The organism is Paucibacter sp. B51 (assembly GCF_027863535.1).
In the GTDB taxonomy this organism is placed as follows: Bacteria; Pseudomonadota; Gammaproteobacteria; order Burkholderiales; family Burkholderiaceae_C; genus Paucibacter_A; species Paucibacter_A aquatilis.
The window spans coordinates 2,090,406-2,109,816 of record NZ_JAPIVN010000001.1 but is presented as its reverse complement, the minus strand read 5'-3'; the positions used below and the strand labels follow the sequence as shown (position 1 = coordinate 2,109,816).

The 19,411-nt window shown below is 69.4% G+C and carries 15 protein-coding genes; all 15 read right to left on the bottom strand.

Translation table 11 applies throughout. The annotated features are described in order from the left end of the window. Positions 1 to 28: 28 nt before the first annotated feature. The 15 genes from OOB33_RS08980 to OOB33_RS08910 are packed head-to-tail and all read right to left on the bottom strand — an operon-like array spanning position 29 to position 19,400. On the bottom strand, positions 29 to 2,131 hold the full coding sequence (locus OOB33_RS08980) for a phage tail protein (RefSeq protein WP_271008422.1): 2,103 nt from the start codon (positions 2,129 to 2,131) through the stop codon (positions 29 to 31). Beyond that, positions 2,128 to 4,836: a putative baseplate assembly protein gene (locus OOB33_RS08975; RefSeq protein ID WP_271008421.1), complete on the bottom strand. Its 2,709-nt coding sequence runs from the start codon at positions 4,834 to 4,836 to the stop codon at positions 2,128 to 2,130. Before OOB33_RS08975 ends, OOB33_RS08980 begins: the two co-directional genes overlap by 4 nt. Then, complete coding sequence (locus OOB33_RS08970; RefSeq protein ID WP_271008420.1) at positions 4,833 to 7,298, bottom strand: putative baseplate assembly protein; 2,466 nt, start codon at positions 7,296 to 7,298, stop codon at positions 4,833 to 4,835. Before OOB33_RS08970 ends, OOB33_RS08975 begins: the two co-directional genes overlap by 4 nt. Further along, positions 7,295 to 7,654 carry a GPW/gp25 family protein gene (locus OOB33_RS08965; protein WP_102769599.1) on the bottom strand — a complete coding sequence of 120 codons (360 nt, stop codon included), beginning with the start codon at positions 7,652 to 7,654 and terminating at the stop codon, positions 7,295 to 7,297. The genes OOB33_RS08970 and OOB33_RS08965 overlap by 4 nt, the downstream gene beginning before the upstream one ends. Positions 7,655 to 7,670: 16 nt before the next feature. After that, positions 7,671 to 7,994 carry a PAAR-like protein gene (locus tag OOB33_RS08960; protein WP_102767924.1) on the bottom strand — a complete coding sequence of 108 codons (324 nt, stop codon included), beginning with the start codon at positions 7,992 to 7,994 and terminating at the stop codon, positions 7,671 to 7,673. A 23-nt stretch (positions 7,995 to 8,017) separates the two neighbouring features. Beyond that, positions 8,018 to 8,533 carry a phage baseplate assembly protein V gene (locus OOB33_RS08955; protein WP_102767925.1) on the bottom strand — a complete coding sequence of 172 codons (516 nt, stop codon included), beginning with the start codon at positions 8,531 to 8,533 and terminating at the stop codon, positions 8,018 to 8,020. Beyond that, positions 8,530 to 9,642, bottom strand: coding sequence for a hypothetical protein (locus OOB33_RS08950; RefSeq protein ID WP_271008419.1), 1,113 nt, complete (start codon positions 9,640 to 9,642; stop codon positions 8,530 to 8,532). Before OOB33_RS08950 ends, OOB33_RS08955 begins: the two co-directional genes overlap by 4 nt. Before the next feature lie 4 nt (positions 9,643 to 9,646). Further along, positions 9,647 to 9,991, bottom strand: a complete 345-nt coding sequence (locus OOB33_RS08945; RefSeq protein WP_271008418.1) for a LysM domain-containing protein — start codon at positions 9,989 to 9,991, stop codon at positions 9,647 to 9,649. A gap of 28 nt (positions 9,992 to 10,019) precedes the next feature. Next, positions 10,020 to 10,676, bottom strand: a complete 657-nt coding sequence (locus OOB33_RS08940; RefSeq protein WP_102767928.1) for a hypothetical protein — start codon at positions 10,674 to 10,676, stop codon at positions 10,020 to 10,022. Further along, positions 10,673 to 14,071: an eCIS core domain-containing protein gene (locus OOB33_RS08935; RefSeq protein ID WP_271008417.1), complete on the bottom strand. Its 3,399-nt coding sequence runs from the start codon at positions 14,069 to 14,071 to the stop codon at positions 10,673 to 10,675. Before OOB33_RS08935 ends, OOB33_RS08940 begins: the two co-directional genes overlap by 4 nt. Further along, positions 14,068 to 14,385, bottom strand: coding sequence for a hypothetical protein (locus OOB33_RS08930; protein ID WP_207795935.1), 318 nt, complete (start codon positions 14,383 to 14,385; stop codon positions 14,068 to 14,070). The genes OOB33_RS08935 and OOB33_RS08930 overlap by 4 nt, the downstream gene beginning before the upstream one ends. Beyond that, positions 14,382 to 16,451: an ATP-binding protein gene (locus tag OOB33_RS08925; protein WP_271008416.1), complete on the bottom strand. Its 2,070-nt coding sequence runs from the start codon at positions 16,449 to 16,451 to the stop codon at positions 14,382 to 14,384. Before OOB33_RS08925 ends, OOB33_RS08930 begins: the two co-directional genes overlap by 4 nt. After that, entirely contained in the window at positions 16,448 to 17,755 is a 1,308-nt protein-coding gene (locus OOB33_RS08920) for a DUF4255 domain-containing protein (protein WP_271008415.1), read from the bottom strand. Before OOB33_RS08920 ends, OOB33_RS08925 begins: the two co-directional genes overlap by 4 nt. After that, positions 17,752 to 18,666, bottom strand: a complete 915-nt coding sequence (locus tag OOB33_RS08915) for a hypothetical protein (RefSeq protein ID WP_271008414.1) — start codon at positions 18,664 to 18,666, stop codon at positions 17,752 to 17,754. The genes OOB33_RS08920 and OOB33_RS08915 overlap by 4 nt, the downstream gene beginning before the upstream one ends. Continuing rightward, positions 18,663 to 19,400: a hypothetical protein gene (locus tag OOB33_RS08910; RefSeq protein ID WP_271008413.1), complete on the bottom strand. Its 738-nt coding sequence runs from the start codon at positions 19,398 to 19,400 to the stop codon at positions 18,663 to 18,665. Before OOB33_RS08910 ends, OOB33_RS08915 begins: the two co-directional genes overlap by 4 nt. Positions 19,401 to 19,411: the final 11 nt, after the last annotated feature.

Sequence of the window (19,411 nt, the reverse complement as noted above, 5' to 3'; positions counted from 1 at the left end):
GTGGTGTCCCGTGATGGTTCGCTTCAGATCAATTGACAAAAATCAGCCCGGCTTCGAGGCCGAAACGCAGGTATTCATCGAGGGCCTGGCGCAGATTGGCCTCGCGCTGCGGTTCTTGGAGCAGGTTCCAGACGCCCATCTCGCCACCGTCCTCGGCGCCGCGGCGGATCTCTGGCGCACAGCTCAGGCGCAGCTGGGCATAGGCCGCATGGCCGTGGCGCAGCGAGCTGAAACTGGGCGTGATGCGCAGCAGCTCGCCCTTTTTTTGTGCCGGCGACAAGCCCTGCAGCGCCAGCTCGGGCTGGCAGCGGTAGCGCCGCGGTGTGAGGGCATCGATGGGCAGGTAGCAAAAGCGCACACAGCCCTGCTGGCGCCGCTCGATCTCGACCGCGCCGTTGAACAGGCTGTTGCCCGCCTCCAGCTGGCCGGCGCTGCAGGCGCCGAGCACGGTGCAGCGGTCGATCTCGAGCGCGGTGTCGGGCAGGACCAGGGCTTGCGGGTCGATCGGCGCCGGCTGCGCGGCCACATCGGCATCGATGATGGAGGCACTCAGGCTCACGCCGCCGAGGGCCTTGGCCGCTTGAATCGGCCCGCAGATGCTGTGGCTCAGGCGGATCTGCAACTCCGGCCCATTGCCGCTGTGGCGGATGCCGCCGCGGCTGGGCCGCAGGCTGCAGTGGCGCACATCGAGCGCGCGCAAACCACCTTGCAGCTGCAGCTCGCCATCGATCCACAGGCCGGAGAAGCCAAAGCGTGTGCTGCTGTTGCCGCGCAGCTTCCAGCTGCCCACCAGCACCGGGCGGCGCTGGTTCACCGCCTCGATCAGCAGCTCGCTGTCGGGCAGGTTGAGGTTGGGCATGAGCGCCTCGGTGGCATCGCTGTCGATGCGGATCAGGGTGCGCTGGCCAGCCTGCACTTGGGCCAGGGCGGCGGCCAGGCTCGGTTGATCCATGGGCACACGGATCAGACGCGCACCCTCGGCCGAGAACAGACCTTGCCTGGCCTCGTCCTCGGCGCGGGCCGGGCGACGGTCGTAGGGGCCACCGCCGATGTCACCGGGGAAGCCGTAGGCATAGGCCACCTCGACCCGAGCAACCGCCTGACCCGCCGGCAGAGCGATGCGGCCCAGCACCGGGTCAAAGCCCACGCAGCCGGCCGGCGGGCGACGCCACTGCGGCGGCGCCAGGCCCGGGATCGTGCCCAGATGGCAGACGCGCAAGGCCGTCTCGGCCACCTCCACCCCATCGAGCCACACACGCAGCACCGGCCCGCCCGATTCCTGCGAGAAGTAGCGCCGTTGCGGTTCGCGGCCCTGGGCCAGGTCGGCCTGGATGGCGCTCAGCTCCTCATGCAGGGCACGGCGGGAGAGCGGCTCCGGCACATGGATGGGCTGGGCCAGATCGCTGATCTGCGCCTCGGTGCGCGGGCGGTTGAAGAGCCAGGATTCGCCGGCCGGCGCCGCTTCGCCGACATCGCGGCCCAGCGGATCGAAGCTGAAAAAGCCCGCCACGCTGCCCACCGCCGCCGCCGTGCCCCGCTGCACGGCATAGGCCTGCAGGCGCCAGATGTGCAGGCCGATGTGCGGGATGTTGTAGCGACCGGCCGGCAGGGCCCGCACTTCGGCCGTGTGGGCGCTGGTGTCGAAGGCGCCGTCCACACGCTCCAGGGCCAGGGCCTGGCGCAGATCGGGCGTGCGGACATTGAAGGCCCTCACATGGTTGAGATGCTGGGTCCAGCCCAGTTGCTGGAAATACTCGACCGCATGGGCGCGCCAGCCAGTGGTGTCCTGGGCCAGTTGCTCCAGCACCGGCAGCGTGCCTTTGCGCCGCCGCAGGGCCAGGGTGTTGGCCACGTGGGCGCGCTGGCCAAAAGCCTGGGTGCCCGTCACCGAGTACAGGCCGCGCACACCGAGCAAGTCACCGATGTAGGGGATCAGCCAGTCCTCGCAGGTCTCGATGAACCAGTTGTCGTAGAGCTGGGAAATGTCCTCATCGAGCAGCTGCCCCTGGCTGGCCAGCACCTCCAGCAGGGCACGCAGCGGGCCACCCTGCTCGGAATCGCGGGTTTGGTAAAAGGCCGGCAGCCGGCTGAACAGAAAGTCGACATCCAGGGTCTTGCTGGGGCTTGTCATGAGCTCAACTCCGTCAGGCGCACATCGGCCAGATCGATCAGCAGCAGCTGGGCCGGCAGGATCTGCGTGCCCTGCCAGCGGGCGCCGCGCGCACGCAGCCGGCCATCGGGCCCGGCCACCGAGGTTCCGGGCTGGGCACGCAGGCGGTCGAGGTCCACCCGTTCGACGCCGGGCACGCGCTGCATCACGCTCAGGACCTCGCTGCCGGCCAGCGACTGGCCATAGCCGCGCGCCTGGAAGCCAAAGGCCTCGGCCAGAGCCTGACGCAGGGCCGGGAACACCGTCTCGGCGGCATAGGCCGGCTGCAGACGCACCCCCGCGCTGAGGCCAAAACGCAGCAGCTCGCCGGTGGCCACGCGCAGCGGCTGGTGGGCCGGCCGCACCTGGTCGATGGCGGCCAGCAGATGGGCGTAGAGGGCCGAGCTGGGGGCAATGTCGGCGCCGTCCAGGCCGACCACGGTCAGGTGCACCAGACGCTGCTCGCCATCCCAGAGCCAGACCGCCTGGGCCTTGCCAATGCCGGCGAAGGCCGCGGCGAAGTCCTCGAAATCACGCAGGGACACGATGCGGTCCAGGGCCAGCACGGTCAGCGGCGCATTGCGGCGCGCATCCTCCAGGCGCTCGGGGTCGGCGCCGCCCGCGGCCGGAACCGGGTTGCTGACCTCCTTCACACCCAGCGGCCGCTCCAGCAGCAGGCTGATCTGCCCGGCCGGCAGATTGCCCTCGCTGCCAATGCCCACGCGGTAGCGGGCCTGCACATTCATGCTGCCGCTGGGCAGGCGCCGGCCATGGTGGCCATCGCCGAAGATCACGCTGACCGTGCCGTCATCGGCGCGGCGCAGCAGGTAGCGGCTGTCCTGCGGGCCCATCTCGCTGATGCGGGCGGCCTCCTGCCAGCGCACGCCGTCCACGCGCAGCTCCAGCGTCGATTCGGTGCCCGAGGGTGTGGCGGCGGAGATGTAGGTCAGAGGCTTTTGCTGCAAGTTGAAGCGCTGGAAAGCGGCGCTGCCGCGGCCGCTGCCCAGCACCTCGGCCTGCACCTTCATCTGCCGGCTGTCGCCATGGCTGGCGGCCACCACATTGGCATTGATACGCAGGGTCAAAGGCAGGTAGTCATGCACCAGATCGCTGGCCAGCAGCAGGCGGCTGCGGCCCTCGATCAAGTCCTGGCGCAGCAGCTGCACCACCTCGCTGACACGCTCCAGATGGCCGAGCAGGCGATCGCCATTGCTGAAGCTGAACACAGCGCTGCGATCGTCACGCGCCAGCTCGACCGCGGCCAGATGTTCACCGGTGCGCAGCCGGCGGCGCAGCACGCGGTTCTCGTCGCGCTCGGCCAGCACATGGCCGATGAAGGCCAGCCAGCGCCCGGCCTCCAGCTCGGGCTCCGCGCCGGCCAGGCTCAGCTCATGGCCGCTGATGAAGCCCGAGCGCGGCCGCTGCGCCCAGGTCAGCTCCACCGATTCGCCCCAGACCGAGGTTTCGCGCAGCGCGTTGTTGAACTTGTCGTACAGCTGCTCGCCCATCAGCTTCAGGCACGTGCTCTTGCCGGCCAGGCCGAAGGCGGCACGCGCATCCTCCTGCACCGCCTCGACCTCGTAAACCTCTTCATAGCCCGGCCGAGACAGCACGACCCAGCTGCCGCGCGTGATGCGGGGGTAGCTGGCATCCAGGTGAATGATGGTCTCCTGATCCCCCGAGACGCCGGTGATCCTGAAGGCCGGCCACTCGGGCTGCGTCTGGATGTTGACCTTGGAGTCGTCCGGGTCGTCAAGGCCCAGAAAGGCCGCACGCAGGCTGCGCGGCATGGCCCGCCAATCGGCCGCCGCATGGCCGAACAAGGCCGCCTTGCTGCGCAAGGCATAACAGCGAGGCTGCACGCGTGCCGGATGGACCGTGGGCGAGTGGTTGCCCAGCGGCCGGTCCAGGGTGACCACGGTGTAGCCGCCCTGCGGATCGACACCGGGGTTCTCGGGCGCCACCAGCTGCACGCGGGCGACGCGGCGGAAGTCCCAGTTCTCGTCGTCGGGCTGCAGGCGGCGCTCCTCACCGATGATGAGCAAGGCATCGCCCGGCGCCAGGCGCGTGGACTGGCCGGCCAGATAGAGCGTGGTGCCGCCCCAGTGCGGCGGCACGGCCTCCATGCTCAGCACCGGCATGGCATTCCAGGCCGCGCGGGCCTGCAGCGGCGCCAGGGTCTCGAAGACCTGGGGCTTCTCGTCCTGGGCCGGGATGCTTTGGGTCTTGCTGCCGGCCGCTATGCGCGCCTGCAGCGGCGCGCCGGGCGAGGTTTCCAGGTTGAAGGCCAAATAGGTGGAGGCCGCCACGCCGGGGCGCAGCTCGTAGCCGATGGCACGGGCCAGCTCCAGCACCGAGCGGCGCTCGGTGGCGGTGCGCAGAAAACCTTCGTTGAGCAGGCGCTCCTGGTAGAAGCTCAGCACATCGAGCACGCCGGCCCAGGCGTCCAGCAAGGCCAGGGCCGGGTCGCTGCGCTCGCGCGTGCTCAGGGCTTGCAGGGCCGGCGCCTGGGACAGCAGGGCCAGCTGGCTTTCCATGAAACGCGCCTGGCTGCCGACCCGGGCCGAGAGGCTGCGCTGGCCCGGCGGGTTGATGGCATCCACCGGCGTCAGCACCGACACGCCGGCACAGCAGCCGCATTGCGCATCCGCGCCGCTGAAGTTCGAGGGTGACGATGGGGCGCTCACAAACCACCTCGCATGCTCAGCCGCAGCCGGCCGTTCTCAGGGAAATTGGGGTCGTTGTCCAGGCGCAGCACTTCCAGACTGGCCGCGAGGATCACGCCCGCGGCCCGCTCGCCCTGGGCCGTGCGGCCCCAGCGCTGGAAGCGCAGCACCTCGACCGAGGCCACCCCCACCAGGGACTGCGCCGCCTCGACCAGGGCCGAGAGCGCCAGGCTGCCGCCGAAGCTGAAGTGATCGGGGTGGAAGAAAGCCGGCTGGCCCTGGGCATCGAGGCCATTGGAGAGGCGCGCCAGCAGGCTTTGCTCCACCGCCGCGGCCATGAAGCCGGGCAGCACGCAGACCGCCAGCTCGATGTCCAGCGGCACATAGGCCGGCTCCTGCAGTTCCAGGTCGTAGCCGGCCAGGCGGTAGCGGTCGAGATGGGCCAGCATCTCGGCGCGAAAGGCGGCATCGAGAGGCAGTCCGCCGCGCCGGTCGATGCTGACGAAGACCGTGTACCAGCTGCCGGTCCAGCGCAGGCGGGCGGCCGCGCGCTGCACCTGCGGGTGGCGCTCGGCCATGCGGGCGTAATCGTCTTCAGTGACGGCGCGCTCCTGGCTGCGGAAGGACTCGGGCGCAAAAAGGCGCACGGTGTCGGCGCTCTCGGGATCGCAGCCGCCCTGGGCAGAGAGGGGGTTGCGCACGCGCAGCACAAAGGGCCGGATCAGGGGCTCGTCGCAGACCAGGCGGACGATGCTGTCGGGCCCGACATTGCCGGCCGCGCCGCCGCCCTGGCGGTAGCTGGCCAGCAGGCGCGCGCCGGGCTCGGGCCGGCGGCCGAACTGGTTGTCGCCGAAGCGCAGGCTGGCGCGGCCGTCGGCCTCGGTTTCCAGCACGAACTCCTGCGCAAAGCGGTCGCTGGCCAGCAGATCGCGGCGCGGCGTCCAGCGGCTGGCGCCGAGCAGGATCTGGTCGCCAAACTGAGCCGGGTCATCCAGCTCCAGATGCATATCGGCCGGCACCGCCCGGCGCGGATCCTGGCGCAGTGCGCGCGCGGCCGACCCGGCCTGGGCCTGATCGTGGCTGTAGGGCTCGGCAAAGGCAATGCCGGGCTCTTGCAGCCGCGGCCGGTAGGGGCGCGCCGCACGGCCGGGGCGATCGGCCGGCACTTCGGGCGGCAGCAGGCTCTCGGCTCGCCGGCTCAGGCCCTGGTCGGCCAGCACCACATTGCCGCGCATCACTGAGATGGCGCGCCGCACCAGACTGCCGCCTTCCTCGAACTCGGCGCTGACGCACAGCGGGAAGGGCAAGGCATCGTCCTCATGCCAGCGCAGCAGCAGCAGATCGGTGCCGGTCAGCTCATCGCGGGCTGGCTCGACGGCCAGCAGGCGCAGGGCGTGGCGGTGGCTGCGCTCGCGGTCGGCCTCGCGGCCCGTCGTGGCACTTCGGATCTCCTCGGCAATCAGCACCTCGCCCGGCAGCAAGGCCAGCACCGGGCTGTTGACCACGGCCGCGCTGGTGGCGCCGCGCGGCAGGCAGTACCGCAGCTCGCCCCAGTCGTGCAGGGCGATACGGTTGTGGGCCGAATGCAGGCTCAGGGCATGCAGGGTTTCGAACACCAGGCTGCCGTCCTCGGGCAGGCGGGCCAACTCTTCACTGCGCAGCACCGGAGCATCCGGGTCGCCGCCACGGGTCAGCAGCATGCTGCGCGCGGGCAGGCTGCGACCATCGGCCTGGGGCGCCACCTCAATGCAGACAAAAGCCCGGCTGTTGCAGCCCTCGTGCACCGCGTAGTCCAGCAAGCGGGCATGGCGGCGCAAGGAGACACGCCGGCGCGACGTGCCCAGATAGGCCTCGGTGGCCACGGCGTCCTGGCGGTAGCTGAGCAGGTCGCCGACATGGGCCAGCATCTCGACCAGGGCGGTGGAGAAATCGGCCGGGTGGGCGTCCTGCCCGCCGGGGATCAGCTGGCCCATGCGGTCCAGCATCAGGCGGCGGAAGCTGGCGTAGTCCTTGGCCAGGTAATCGAGCAAGGGCTCGGGCAGGCTGGCGGGTGGACAGTGGTGGGCGCTCTCGCAATCGAAATCCGAGGGGCATTGCGCCTTGAAGCTGAAGCGGATGCTGGCCAGCACCGGGTCGATGCCGGCGGGCGCAAACTCGGGCGCGGCCGGGTCGATCAGCTGCAGCTCGTACCAGGAGAAATCCCCGGCCTGGTCCACCGTCAGGGTCAGCACCTTGCCGCTGGCCTGGGCCGTCAGCACGCGGACGCCCTGGATGCGCACGCCGCCGACGATGCGGCAATGCGCGACGCTCAGACCGCTGACCGGGAACACGAAGACGAGCTTGAGCGTGCGCTGGTCCTTGCTGGCCACCTCGAGGTAGTCGATGCCGTTGAGGGCGGGCGGCAGCGTCTGCTCGCGCAGCAGCTGCAGACGGCGCGGGTTCTCGCTGCGGGCCTGGCGGCGCTGGCTGCTGGCGCCGCTCATGGCAAGGCCCTCGAAAAGTTGGCGAGCTGGCGCTCGCGATCACGGCGCACGATGTACTGCACGCTGACCTGCAAGCGCTCGTCCACATGCTCGATCTGCACACCCTCGACCTCGATCAGCTCGCCCAGCCACTGCTGCAGCGAGCCTTGCACGGTGGACTGCAGGGCGGCGGCCAGGGCATCGCTGTTGGGCGCGAACACCAGCTGCAAGAGGCCGCAGCCGAAATCGGGCCGGTTGACGCGCTCGCCCGGCTGGGTGAAGAGCACCTGCTCGATCATCTGGCGGATGCGCGCATCGGCCTCGCGCTCGGCGCTGCGGCCTCGGCTGTCGATGCGGTAGGGGAACTCGAGGGTCATCGCTGCCATTCCTCACTCAGAGTGCCGACGCGCGCAGCTGCGTCATGGCGATGATCAAGGGCGTGCCGGTGGGCGCACAGACGGAGCTGCTGGACTGCAGCACCAGCGGCTGGCCGCCGGCCAGCACCCGCGTGCTGCCGGTCAGCCATTGGCCGGTGACGCAGGGGCCATTGCCGGCGGTTGGTGGCGGCATGGAGCAGCCGGCAACTAGATAGGGCGCAGCGATGGTGACCACCGGCTGGCCCGAGACCAGCACGCGCGGAAAAGGCACGCTGGGATTGGCCTGGCCGCCGTGCGAGCACAGCACCGTGGCGCCGACATGAACGATGAAGCCTGGCATGGCGGTCGAAGCTCCTGTTGCGCTCAGATCACCGTCAAGGCGCCGGCGTTGATGTTGACGCTGGGGCCGTTGAGCATGATGGTGGCGCCCTGGCCGTTGCTGATGGTGATGCCCAGCTCGTTGATCGAGATCAGGGCGCCCGCGGTGGTCTTGAGCAGGATGCCGCCGGCCGGGCCGGGCAGGTCGGAAATCATCAAGGCGTTCTGGTTACCGGTCTGCAGCACGATGCTGGGCGAGACCGGCAGGCCGGCCAAGGCCAGGGCCGGCACATCGGCCGCACTGCCCCAGAAGCCGCCGACCCAGACCGGATGGTCCGGGTCGCCCTGCTCGAACTCCACCCAGACGCCCGCGCCGATCTGCGGCAGGCAGAACAAGCCGGCCTGCTTGCCGGTGAAGGGCACGCAGGCCATGGCCCAGCTGGACAGGCCCAGGCCCATGACATCGGGCACCTGCACCTGCAGGCGCCCCATCTGCATGGGGTCGATGTTGTTGAGCACCACACCGCGGTACTTGCCGTAGTACTTGCCTTCGCTGCTCATGGGGGCACCATCGGAAGGGTTGAGATGAGACCGTTGCGGGTCAGAGTGAAGTTCTGCTTGAACTCGCCGGGTTTGAAGCTGCTGGTGACCGACTTGACGTAGTACATGCCGTCGAAGGCCACGCCAGCGCCGCGCACGCCGACCAGCTCGCGCGCGCGCAGCACCGTTCCATAACGCAGCACGTCGACGGATCCCGTGGCCTGCACCACATCGGCCGAGCCGGCCGCCGCCGCCATGCCCTTGGACAGCGCGGCCATGGGCGAAAGCTTGGCCGTGTCGCTCATCAGGTTGATGGACTTGGGCAAGGATTGCAGCAGGCCCAGCGGCGGGTTGAGCAGGCTGACCTCGGGAATCGGCAGCGGGATCGGGAACTTGGTCAACGAGTTCTGGATGAAGACCACGGGCATGGCCTTCTTGGCATGGTCGATGCTGAAGTTCAGCGACTCGACATTGCTGTGCGCATCCATGCCCAGATTGAGCGCAGGCTGGGGCAGGCCGATCTTGATCTCCGGGCCCCAGTACGCGGTGTTCATGCCGGGCGCCGGGCCGGGCACGATGTAGAAGACATGGCCGGCATCCTTGGCCAGCTTCTCCAGATAGGACAGATCGGTGCCCTGATGGGTGGGGATCTTCTCCACCGGCACCGGCACATCGTTGAAGACCTGGGGGATGACCAGGGGCACCATGCCGAACATGGCGTACTTGGCCACGATCAGGGCCACTCGAGCCTCGGCCGGCATGGCGGGGTAAGGCAGGCCGTTGAACTGCTGCTGATCCATGGCCACCGACAGGTCTTCGCCGGTGATGGTCAGGGTGCTAACGCCGGGCTCGTTGGAGCCGCTGATCTCCTGCTTGGTGATCAGCCCGTCCATCAGCACGCGCGGCAGGCTGTTGATGGTCAGCACGATCAGCACGCGCAACCAGGGCACCTGGCCGCCGGCCAGCACCAGCAAGGTGTGAAGAGGGGAACGGTTCTCGATGGCAAAGCTGATCTGGAAGCCGCTGCGCGAGCCGGCCGCCGAGGTCACCTGGAAGCTCTGCAAGGCCTCCATCACCGGCTGCGGCACGGGCACCGGCACGGCCGGCCCGACCAGCAGGGTGACATGCATGCCTTTAAGCACCGCCCGCCCCTCCCCAGCCACCCGAGCCGCCACCCATGCCCTCGGGCAGGGTCAGGCGGATGCGGCGGCCGATCTCTTCCAGATCGCGCGCATCGAGATCGCCGTTGGCATCGGGCAGGCGCCAGAACTGCTCGGGGTCGCCGAGCACGGCCGCGGCCATGCGGTCGATGTGGTCGCCCTCCACCACCCGGTACTCCTGAAAGCCGACAAAGCGCGCCGGGTCGGGCACGAAGCGGCGCCGCAGATAGACCACGGTGCGGCCGTCGGCCTCGCCCCACTCGGCGGTTTCGATGCCGTGGTAGCGGCTGTTGGGCGGGTAGCGCTGGTCGGTGCTCATGGTGTGCTTCTCGGTGGGGGCGCAGGTCTCAGAACAAGGCGTTCAGGCCCAGGCTGGCCAGCGAGGCGCTGGAGGCCTTGCGGGCCAGGCGCTCGCGACCCTGGTGGTAGACCATGTAGAGGTGGCCGGCCTTGCTGCCAAAACCCAGGTCGTTGATGTTGAGCACCCGCATGCCCAGCGAAACGCGCGCACGGATGGGGTTGAGCTGGGCGTCGAAGGCCTCCTCGACGATGGAGAAATCGGTGATGCGCACCGGCACCACCCGCTCCTTGCTCCACACAAACAGCGGCAGCGGCGCCTCCACCGGCGCAATCTCCAGCGTGCCGACGCTGGCCAGGGCGTTGTTGCGGATCAAGGTGCCGCTGTCGGGGTAGACCATCACCTCGAGCGCGGCCAGTTGGGCATGAAGACCCACCTCGACCACGGCGGCATGCTGGTCGGGCGCTGCGAGCTGGTCGGTGGCGTCGATGTCGGCGTCGAGCTTGAGGGTCTCGATCGGCGGGCCCTTGAGCCGCAGCGGCTGGCTCAGCGCCGTGCTGCTGCCGGCGCCCTGGGGCGTCAGCGAGCGGGTCAGCAGATCGGGGTTGTACTGCAGGGCGATCACGCGCTGCACCGCACCGCTGGACGGGTCGATCAAGATGATGCCGCCCTTGAGCAGCTTGGGCGAGCGGGTCAGGCCGGTCACTTTTCCTTCTCCTCGCTGCTGGCGGCACCGAACAGATTGCCGAGCATTTTTTGCGTGTCGAGCTTGAACTCGGCGGGCTCGGGCTGGATGTCCGAGAGCTTGGGCATGCGGAAGCCCTCGACGCTGTCGTAGTGCAGCGGCATGCGCACACCCAGACTCAGGCCGGTGTCGAATTTGGCCTCCTTGAGCGTCCAGACCTTTTCGGTGCTGACCTTGAAGACCGAGACGCCGGCCTCGGCAAACACCTTGGCCTTGAGCGCCGCACCGAGCTCAATGCTGCCGCCGATGTAGGCGCTGGCATCGACGCTGAAACGGTCCTTGGCGTAGGCGATCTCGCCGCCCAGCTCGGCCTTGCCCTTGAGCCCCGCACGCGCCTCCACGCTGAGCCCGCCGCCGACCTTGCCGATGAAGGCATCGAGCACCACATTGGCGCCCACCGTGCCGGTGATGCCACCGCCGGCCGGGATGCTGGCCTTGGCCTTCATGCTGAAGGCGAAGTCAGGGTCGGGCTCGAAGGGGCTGAACTTGACCGTGGCCTTGATGCCGGTGAGCACGCCCGGGCCGACGTAGTAGTAATAGCCCAGGCCGCCGTAGAGCTCGACCTTGAGGCCGATGGGGCCGATGGACGCGCCGGGGATGGGGATGCTGCCCGAAGCGCTGAACAGGCTCTTGGGCGTCTCGTCCTTGGGGAAGCGCGGGAACAGGGTGATGTCGGGAAAACTCAGCTCACCATCGAAGGTGATCTTCTGCTTCTCGTCGATGGTGATGGCGGCCGAGGCCACCATGTCCTTCTTGATCTCGTAGCTGAGCTTGCCGCTGCCGGTGAGGGTCTGGTTGGGGTGGAGCTTGACGTCGATGGAACCCTTGGCCCGGCCCTTGTCGATCTTGATATTGCCATCGCCGTAGACCTTTTCCTTGCCGCCCTGGTTCTCGTAGGTCGCGCTGACCGTGCCGTCCAGGCCGGAGAAGGCGATGCCGGTGCTGCCGGTGGCACGGAAGAGATCGCCATCGACCGAGAGCTTGGCGTCGATGGGCTTCAGGTACTTGCTCTTGGTTTCGATGCGGCCGCGGCCCGAGTAGCTGAAGCGGTTGTTGGCGTACTTGACCTCGAGCGACGCCGGGTTCTTGCCAGGCAGCTCCAGATCGACCCGGCCGTTGGCATCGAGCTTGCCGTTCTTCAGGCTGACATCGACCGCACCCCCGGTGACAAAAGGCAGCTTGAGCTTGCTGGCCTCGACCTTGGCGCCGCCGCTCCACTGCCCGGCCTGGTAGAGCACCGTGCCCTTGGCCTCGTCGACACCGGGGATGTAGACGAAGAGATCGCCCTTGAGCACCAGGCCCTGATCGTCGGCGCTGGCCGTCAGCTTCACATCGGCCACCTTCTTGGCCCCGCCGATCTCGAAAGCCAGGGTGCCCACCGGCTTGAAGGCCGGCGCCAGCTCCATCATCACGCTGGCCTCGGTGACCTTCATCCCCGGGAAGGGCGGCTTGATCTTCTTGGGATCGAGCGCCTTGCCCATGCGGAAGCCTTGGGGGTCCAGCACCACATCGAGCGTGGGCAGCAGGGGCAGCGAGGGCTTGATGGTGCCTGCGGCCGTCACGCCCGAGGCGTCCATGCTCAGGGTGGTGAAGGTGATGGGGCTGAGCTTGGCGAACTCGGCCTTGATGGGCGCCGGCAGCTTGCCTGAAAGAGGCTTGACCACACCATCCGGGCCGATGGCCAGGGTCACGACCGTGCTCTTGGTGCCGGGCTTGGCACCGATGGCGGCATCGTCCAAGGTGGCCTTGAGCTTGTCATGGCCCTTGCCCTTGGGGTCGCGCTCGTAGCTGATGATCGTCAGACCTTTGACGCTGCTGGCGATGGCGGCATTGACCCCGGTCAGCGGGATGGACTTGCTCTTGTCCGCCGGCAGCTTGAGCGTGAAAGCCTTGCCCAGCACGCTCAGCTCGACATCGACCGAGGGCTTGTCGGTGGCGGCCGTGACGGCCGGATCGACAAAGCGTTGAGAGAGCTGGCAGCAGATGCCACAGGTCGGCGAGCCCTGCATCAGCACACCGCCAAAGGTCAGCGACACCCGCTTGGGTCGCTTGCCGCCGAGCGCGTCCTTGGCATCGACAAAAGCCTGCTCGGCCAGCTGGCGCAGCTGCTGCTGGATCAGGCCGCCGCTGGAGGCGTTGTCCACTTTGTCGATGACCTGCAGATTGCTGCCGGCATTCGTGCCACCAACCTGCAACTCCTGCATATGGTCGAGCTCGCAGCTCGGGCCGATGGGTGGCTTGGGAAACTGTTTCTCCCCCCCGACTTCGGCCCAGCGCGCGTGGGCTTTCTTGTCGAGCTTGTAGCCCACGGTTTCCAGCCAGGAGCGTTGCAGCTTCTCGGTTGGATCGCGGGCCTCGTTCTTGCCGGCCTTGTTCTGGGTCGGCACCGGGCCGCCCGACCAGTCGAACACCGCGTGCAAGGCACTGGTGTTCTTTTTGCAATAGTCCAGGGCCTTCTGGCCTTTCTGCGGCGGCAGGACCAGGGTGTCCACCTTGTAGGCCGCCTCGGTCTTGTCCACGGTACCGGTGGCCTGCTCGGGCACCGCCGTTCCCGTCAGCGAGAACTTGCGGTTGTAGGTGGTGGTTTCGTAATTGGCCTCGAAGCTGGGTGGCTTGGCCTTGCCCGTGTCTTCATCCTTGGCCTCTGCGGGCTTGGCGGCCGCTGCGGGATCGGCCTTGCGCGACAGGCGCGGGCCGCTGCGGCTCAGGCCTTGGCCCAGGTTCAAACCCTCCGTCAGCCCGCCGCGCATCACCCGGTCGGCCGTCTGGTCGGCTTCCATTTCCAGGCGGCGGTAGTCGGGGCCGTGATCGGCCAGATTGCTGATGCCGCTGCGCTGCAGGCCCTGCTGCTGCACCGTATGGGCCAGCTCATGGGCCAGCAGGTGGCGGCCCGGCTCGCTGTGCGGCTGGTAGGCGCCATCGCCGAACACGATATGCTGGCCGACGGTGTAGGCCTGGGCATCGACATCGCGGGCCGAAGCGGCCGCCGCGCTGTCGTCGTGCACCCGCACGGCCGAGAAATCGCTGCCGGGGCCGAAGCGCGATTCCATGAAGCTGCGCGTGTCGGCATCGAGCGGCCGGCCGGCGCGCGACAAGGTGTCGCTGACCGAGCCGGGCCAGGCGGCCTCGTTCTGGCTGGAGGCAGGGCTGCCGCCGCTGCTGTAACGCTGCAACAAGGCCTTGGCCGCGCAGCTCTCGCATTCGCCGCCGGCACCGGCGCCGCTGCCGCAGGCGCAGCGGCGTTGCAGCAGGGGGCGAACCGCCGGCTCTTTGCCGGGCGGGCGCTTCTCGCCGCGCGGCGCCTGCTCGCGCTCCGCGCCCTTGGGGCTGGCGGCGTGGACGGCACTGCTGCTCATCGCGGCAGCCCCTGGATCAAGGCGCGGGCCAGGCGCTGGCCGGTGCGCTCGGGCGACTCGGCGGCCGAGCGGCGAAAACGAGGGATGCGCAGCAGATCGGCCTCCATGCTGGGCTGCAGGGCCAGCTGCGAAGCCTGCTGAGCCAGCAGACGCCCGAGCTCCTGCTCGAAGGCTCCGGCCAGCCGCGCGCCTTCTCGCGCCGTGTAGCCCGGCAAGGCGAGGCTGCCGATATGCAGCTGCACCCGAGGAGCCGGCGCGGCGCTGCTCCGCGGCACAGCCTGAACCGAGGTGGCCACTGAGACAGGCTTGTTCACAGCCAATCTCCCACATCGGCGGCGGGCAAGGGCCGCTCCAGCTTGGCGAACTCGGCCGCGGCGGCATCGCGCAGATGGCGCATGGTGATGACCGAGTCTTCGTCGGCGGCCAGAAACGCGGCATTGAGCGCCAGATTGCGGATGTGGCCGCCCGAGAGCGAGAGCCGCATCAGCTTGCCGATGTCGATGGCCCCCAGCGGCGCGGCGGCCGGGAAGGCGCGCTCCCAGATCGCGGCGCGGGCCGCCTCGTCCGGGAAGGGGAACTGGACGATGAAGCGGATGCGGCGCTGGAAGGCCGGGTCAATGGCCTGCTTGAGATTGGTGGTCAGGATGGCCAGGCCGCGGTAGCTCTCCACCCGCTGCAAGAGGTAGCTGACCTCGATATTGGCGTAGCGGTCGTGGCTGTCCTTGACCTCGCTGCGCTTGCCGAACAAGGCATCGGCCTCGTCGAACAAGAGGATGGCGCCGCTGGCTTCGGCGGCGGCAAATACGCGGGCCAGGTTCTTCTCGGTCTCGCCGATGTACTTGCTGACCAGGCTGGCCAGATCGATGCGGTAGAGATCGAGCTGCAGCTCGCGCGCCAGCACCTCGGCGGCCAGGGTCTTGCCCGTGCCGCTGCCGCCGCTGAACAGGGCGCTCAGGCCCAGGCCGCGGCTGCTGCGCTCGGCAAAGCCCCAGCTCTGGTAGACCCGGTGGCGCTGGCGCAGCTGGGCGGCCATGCTGCGCAGGCTGTGCAGGGCCGGCTCGGGCAGGACCAGATCGGCCCATTGCGCGCGCGCCTCGATGCGCTGGGCCAGGCCGTCCAGCCCGGCGCCCACCGAACCGCCTGTCATGCCCCCAGCCATGCCCGGAGCCGTGCGCGTGGAGGGCCGCAGCAGCTCACCCGCGGCTTCGCGCGCCGCCTCGCGTGCGGCCTGCCACAGGCGGCCGGCCCGGGCACGCTCGTCCTCCCCCGCGTGATCGTCCAGCGAAGCGCGCCATTGCCCGGCCAGCTGCAGAACCTGGGTCTGGGACAGCTGGAACTGCTCGGCCAGGGCCGGCAGCTGGCGCTGCAGCTCGGTGCTCACATCCCTCTGGCCCAGACTGTCCCGCCACAAGGCCAGGCGGCGTTCCGTGCTCAGCTCGGTGGAAGGCAGCGAGCGCTGCGCGCGGCGCAGCGGCAAGCGCCCCGCCTCGCCGCGGCTGCTGAGCAGCACCAGGCTGGGCAGGCCGTCGAGCCAGGCGGCCAGCTGCGCCCCGGACGCGCCGCCCTCCTCCATGGCATCCAGATCCACCCAGAGCAGGCCGCGGTGCAAAAGCGCCTCGCGGGCCCAGAGCCGGGTCATGGCCTCGCGCTCGGCCGATGGGGGCAGCTCTTGCAGGCGATAGAGACTCAAGCCCAGGCGTTGCGCCAAAGTGTGGACCAGCACCTCGGCCTCACGGCCGGCGTAGCGGGCCACCGGGGTGTGGAGCAATGAAGGCGCCGCCTCCCAGGCGGCGGCCAGTGCGGCGAGGCCGGCATCCTGCTGTGCCCCCAGATCCGCATCCACATCCCGATGCGCCGCTTGGCGCTGCAGCCAGGGCGCCAGGCGCGGGTCGGCATAGCGGACCCCGGCCAGGGCGTGCAGCACGGTCTCGTCCACCGCCCAGCGTGCGTCGAGCGGGCCCAGTCCGCCGACCAGCTCGATCAGCTGCCAGCGGCGCAGTGGCGCCACCGGCGTCAGGGCTTCCCAACGCGACTCGGCCAGCAAGGCCAGGGCCAGGCGGCCATTCATCCAGGGCTGCCCGCCCTCGCCCTGCGCTTGTGTCAGCAGCGGGCCGATGCGGGCATCGAGCTGCGGCGCCACGGCCAGCAACAAGGCATCGCGCTCAAACGGACTCAGGCCCAAGCTGTGCGCCAGCTGAGCCAAGGCCGGCGGCACCTGCTCGCCCGACAGCAAAGGCATGGGCTGGCCCGGCGCCTGCTGCAGATGCTGCTCGATGCGCGCCAGGGCTTGCGTGAGCACGCGGGCGTTGCGCGCCTGCTCGCGGTGGCTGCTGCTGCCCTTGCCGATCGGCGAGCTCGATGGGGCCGAGGCGGTGTTCACAACAGCAACTCCGGGCCGGCAAAGCGGCCATCGGCCGCCACCGTCAGCGGGCTGACGCCGGCATCGACCTGCAGGCGCGCGAGGTAGCGGCCGGGCAGCACATGCTGGAACGGAATGCGCAGCACGCCATTGCTGGGGGCCGGCGCGACCACGCCATTGCCCTCGGGCGCATCAAAGCTGTAGGCCCGCGCCGGCCGGTCGGCGGGCGGGTCTTTCTCGTTGAGCAGCAGGCGCACCCGCTGGCGCGCGCCGACCGGTGGCGTCACCGTGGCGCTGATGCGGCCCTTGGCATAGGCCTGGCCGTCAATCACGTCCTGACCCGCACCGGGCTCCAGCGCAAACAGCGCTTGCGGATGCAACACCAGGGCGCCGAGATTGGACTCCACCACCCCATGCGGCTGCGGTGGCGAACCCATCAGATGGGCATGGCAGACCTGCACACTGCACAGGCCGGCGCGCAAGTCCAGGGCGGGGCTGAGCTGCAGACGAACCTCTTCGTCGCTGACCGTGAGCAGGCTGGCCGGCGGCAGCGAAACGCCGTTGAGCTTGAGCGTCAGCTGGGGCGACTTGAGCAATGCGCCGCTGATGCGCACGATGCTGTTGGGCAGGATGGGCGAGCCCGCCGGCCCTTCGGCTTCCACCCGATCGATGCGGGGGCTGCGCAAGGTCAGCACATGCACCTGGCGGCTGCTCACCGGCAGCGGTGTGCGCACACTGCGCGGCGTCTGCGTCAACAGCACGCTGACCGAATAGGCCGCACTCGGCCGCGCTGGCAGCTGGATGGCCCCCCAGAGCCGCGAGACCTCGTCCATGCCCAGGTTCATGGCCGTGATGCGCAGCTGCTCCAACTGGTCGGCCAAGCCGGCGAGCTCCAGCTGCTTGGGAAGATTGGGTTTATTGGCTTCAGGCTTGAGCGCACGGCGGATGGCCTCACGCCCCAGGGCCGGCGTGTCGTGCAAGACCTGCATGGCGGCGCCAAGCAGGATCTCGGCCTGGAAATCCTGCAGGCCATAGGCCACCAGCAGGTAGTGCAAATCCAGGGCCAGGGCCGGATTGGCGCTGCGCTCGCCACGCCCATCGCGGCTGGGCAAGTCGAGATTGGCCCAGCCGGTGTTACGGGTCTGGTTGTAGAGCACGATGTTCAGCGAAGGCAGGTCCGCCTGGGCCTGGGCTTTCTCGGGCGGCAAGCAAGTCACCACCGGGCTGGCACCCAGCACATCGGCCAGCTTGAGCGCGACAAAGCCATCGCTGATCAGTTGCTGCAAGACCGCCGAGGTGGCGGCCAATCCCAGGGCCGAGCTCATGAGCGCCGCCGTTCTGCCAGATAGGACTCCAGCGACTGCGGCGCACGCGCATGCGCCTGCGAGGGGTTCGGCTGCGGAGCGGCCGCAGACGCCGGCCCCCCGGCCGGCAGCACCTCGATGCGGCCTATGTGGATCTCGATCTGCGGCGCCGGAGCTTCATGCCGCGTGGTGTGCGCCGAAGCGGCGCTCTCGCGTCGATCAGGCAGCGTATGCAGGGAAGCTTCGCGCGGGGCCTGCACGGCATCCAGCGGCTGAAGCTTCAAGGATGCCAGCGATGGCAGCACCGGCCCGCGCGACGCCGAGCTGTCGTCCGCAGTGGCTGCAGGCTCCAGGCGATCCAGCGCGGCCATGCGTGATGGACGCGATGGCGTCACAGCTGTCGAGCGGCCCCGCTGTGAATCGGCCGGTTGCGGCGCGGCCTCAGATTCCTGCCCGCGATCGCGCGCAGGACGGCGTTCAGTCAGGCTCCGGCTGGCATCGGCCCAGCCATTGTCCTGGGGCCGCGACAGGGCCACCACGGGATTCCAAGGCTGCTGAACACGAGCCTCGAGATCAGGCGCCTGGGCGGACGCGGATCGTTGAGCCAGATTTCGCTCACTCGGAGCCAGCGCGGGGCGCGCCGATGAACCGGCGTCTGACAAGGCCTGCATCACAGGGCCCTGCGGCACAGGCGCAGCATCTGCGCGGGTGCCGCTCCAGAGCTGCGGGGACGGGCCGCGCGCCGGCACGCCGAGGCCCTCGCCCTCACCCGGCTCGGCCAACCCTGCCGGATCTGCCCCCCATCGCGCAGGTCCGTTCGCCGCAGGGGCCTCCTCAAAACGCGAGGCACGGCGCAGCAGCAAGCCGGGCGCCTGCACGGCCTTGCGGGCCAGCGCAGCGAAGAAGTCCGAGGCCATGCCCTGGGTCTTCATGCCAGCACCCGTTCCAGATAGCGCGCCCGGCGGCCGGGGCTCAGGGCCAGCACCTGGGCCTCGCTCCAGCCATAGGCCCGGGCCAGCAGATGCACCTGATCGAGGCAGCGCTCGGACCAGCTCGCCAAGGCGCTGAGCAAATGGCTTGCGATGTCAAAGCCCTCGCTCCAGCCGTGCTCGCAAGCGGGGCATTGCAGGGCCAGCTCGGTGTGGGCCTGCGGGTCGGCGTCGCTGAGCGCCGCGCTCAGCAGCTGCACTGCCTCCTCGCTCAGAGCCAGCGGCGCGGCGGCCTCGGCCTGGTCTTGCTCGCTCAGCTGCAGGCAGCGCGCCATCAGCAGGGCGCGGGCCTGGCCCTCGTCTGCCTGCTGCGCCGCGTCCCAGAGGTCGCGGCTGTCGGGCAGGCGGCAGCGCAACAGGCGTCCGTCGAGTTCCAGCGTCAGGGCCTCTGCGCTGCCTGAGGTTTGCTCCGGCACCATCAGCTCGGGCACTTGCAGGGCCAGCTCCAAGCTCTCGCCACAGCGCGGGCAGGCGGCCAGCAGATCCAGCTGTGGGCCGAACAAGGCCTGTTGCAGCTCCAGGAGCTGGCGGTCGCGCTGGCCCAGGGGCAGGCTCGCGGCCCAGCCGGGCTCGGCCTGCCAGACGCGGTCCAGCAAGGCACAGGCGCGCAGCGGCGGCGGCAGGCCGTGGCTGCTGTCGAGCAGGTCCAGCCAGTCGGCGGAGCTCAGGGAAGCCATGATTCAAAGAC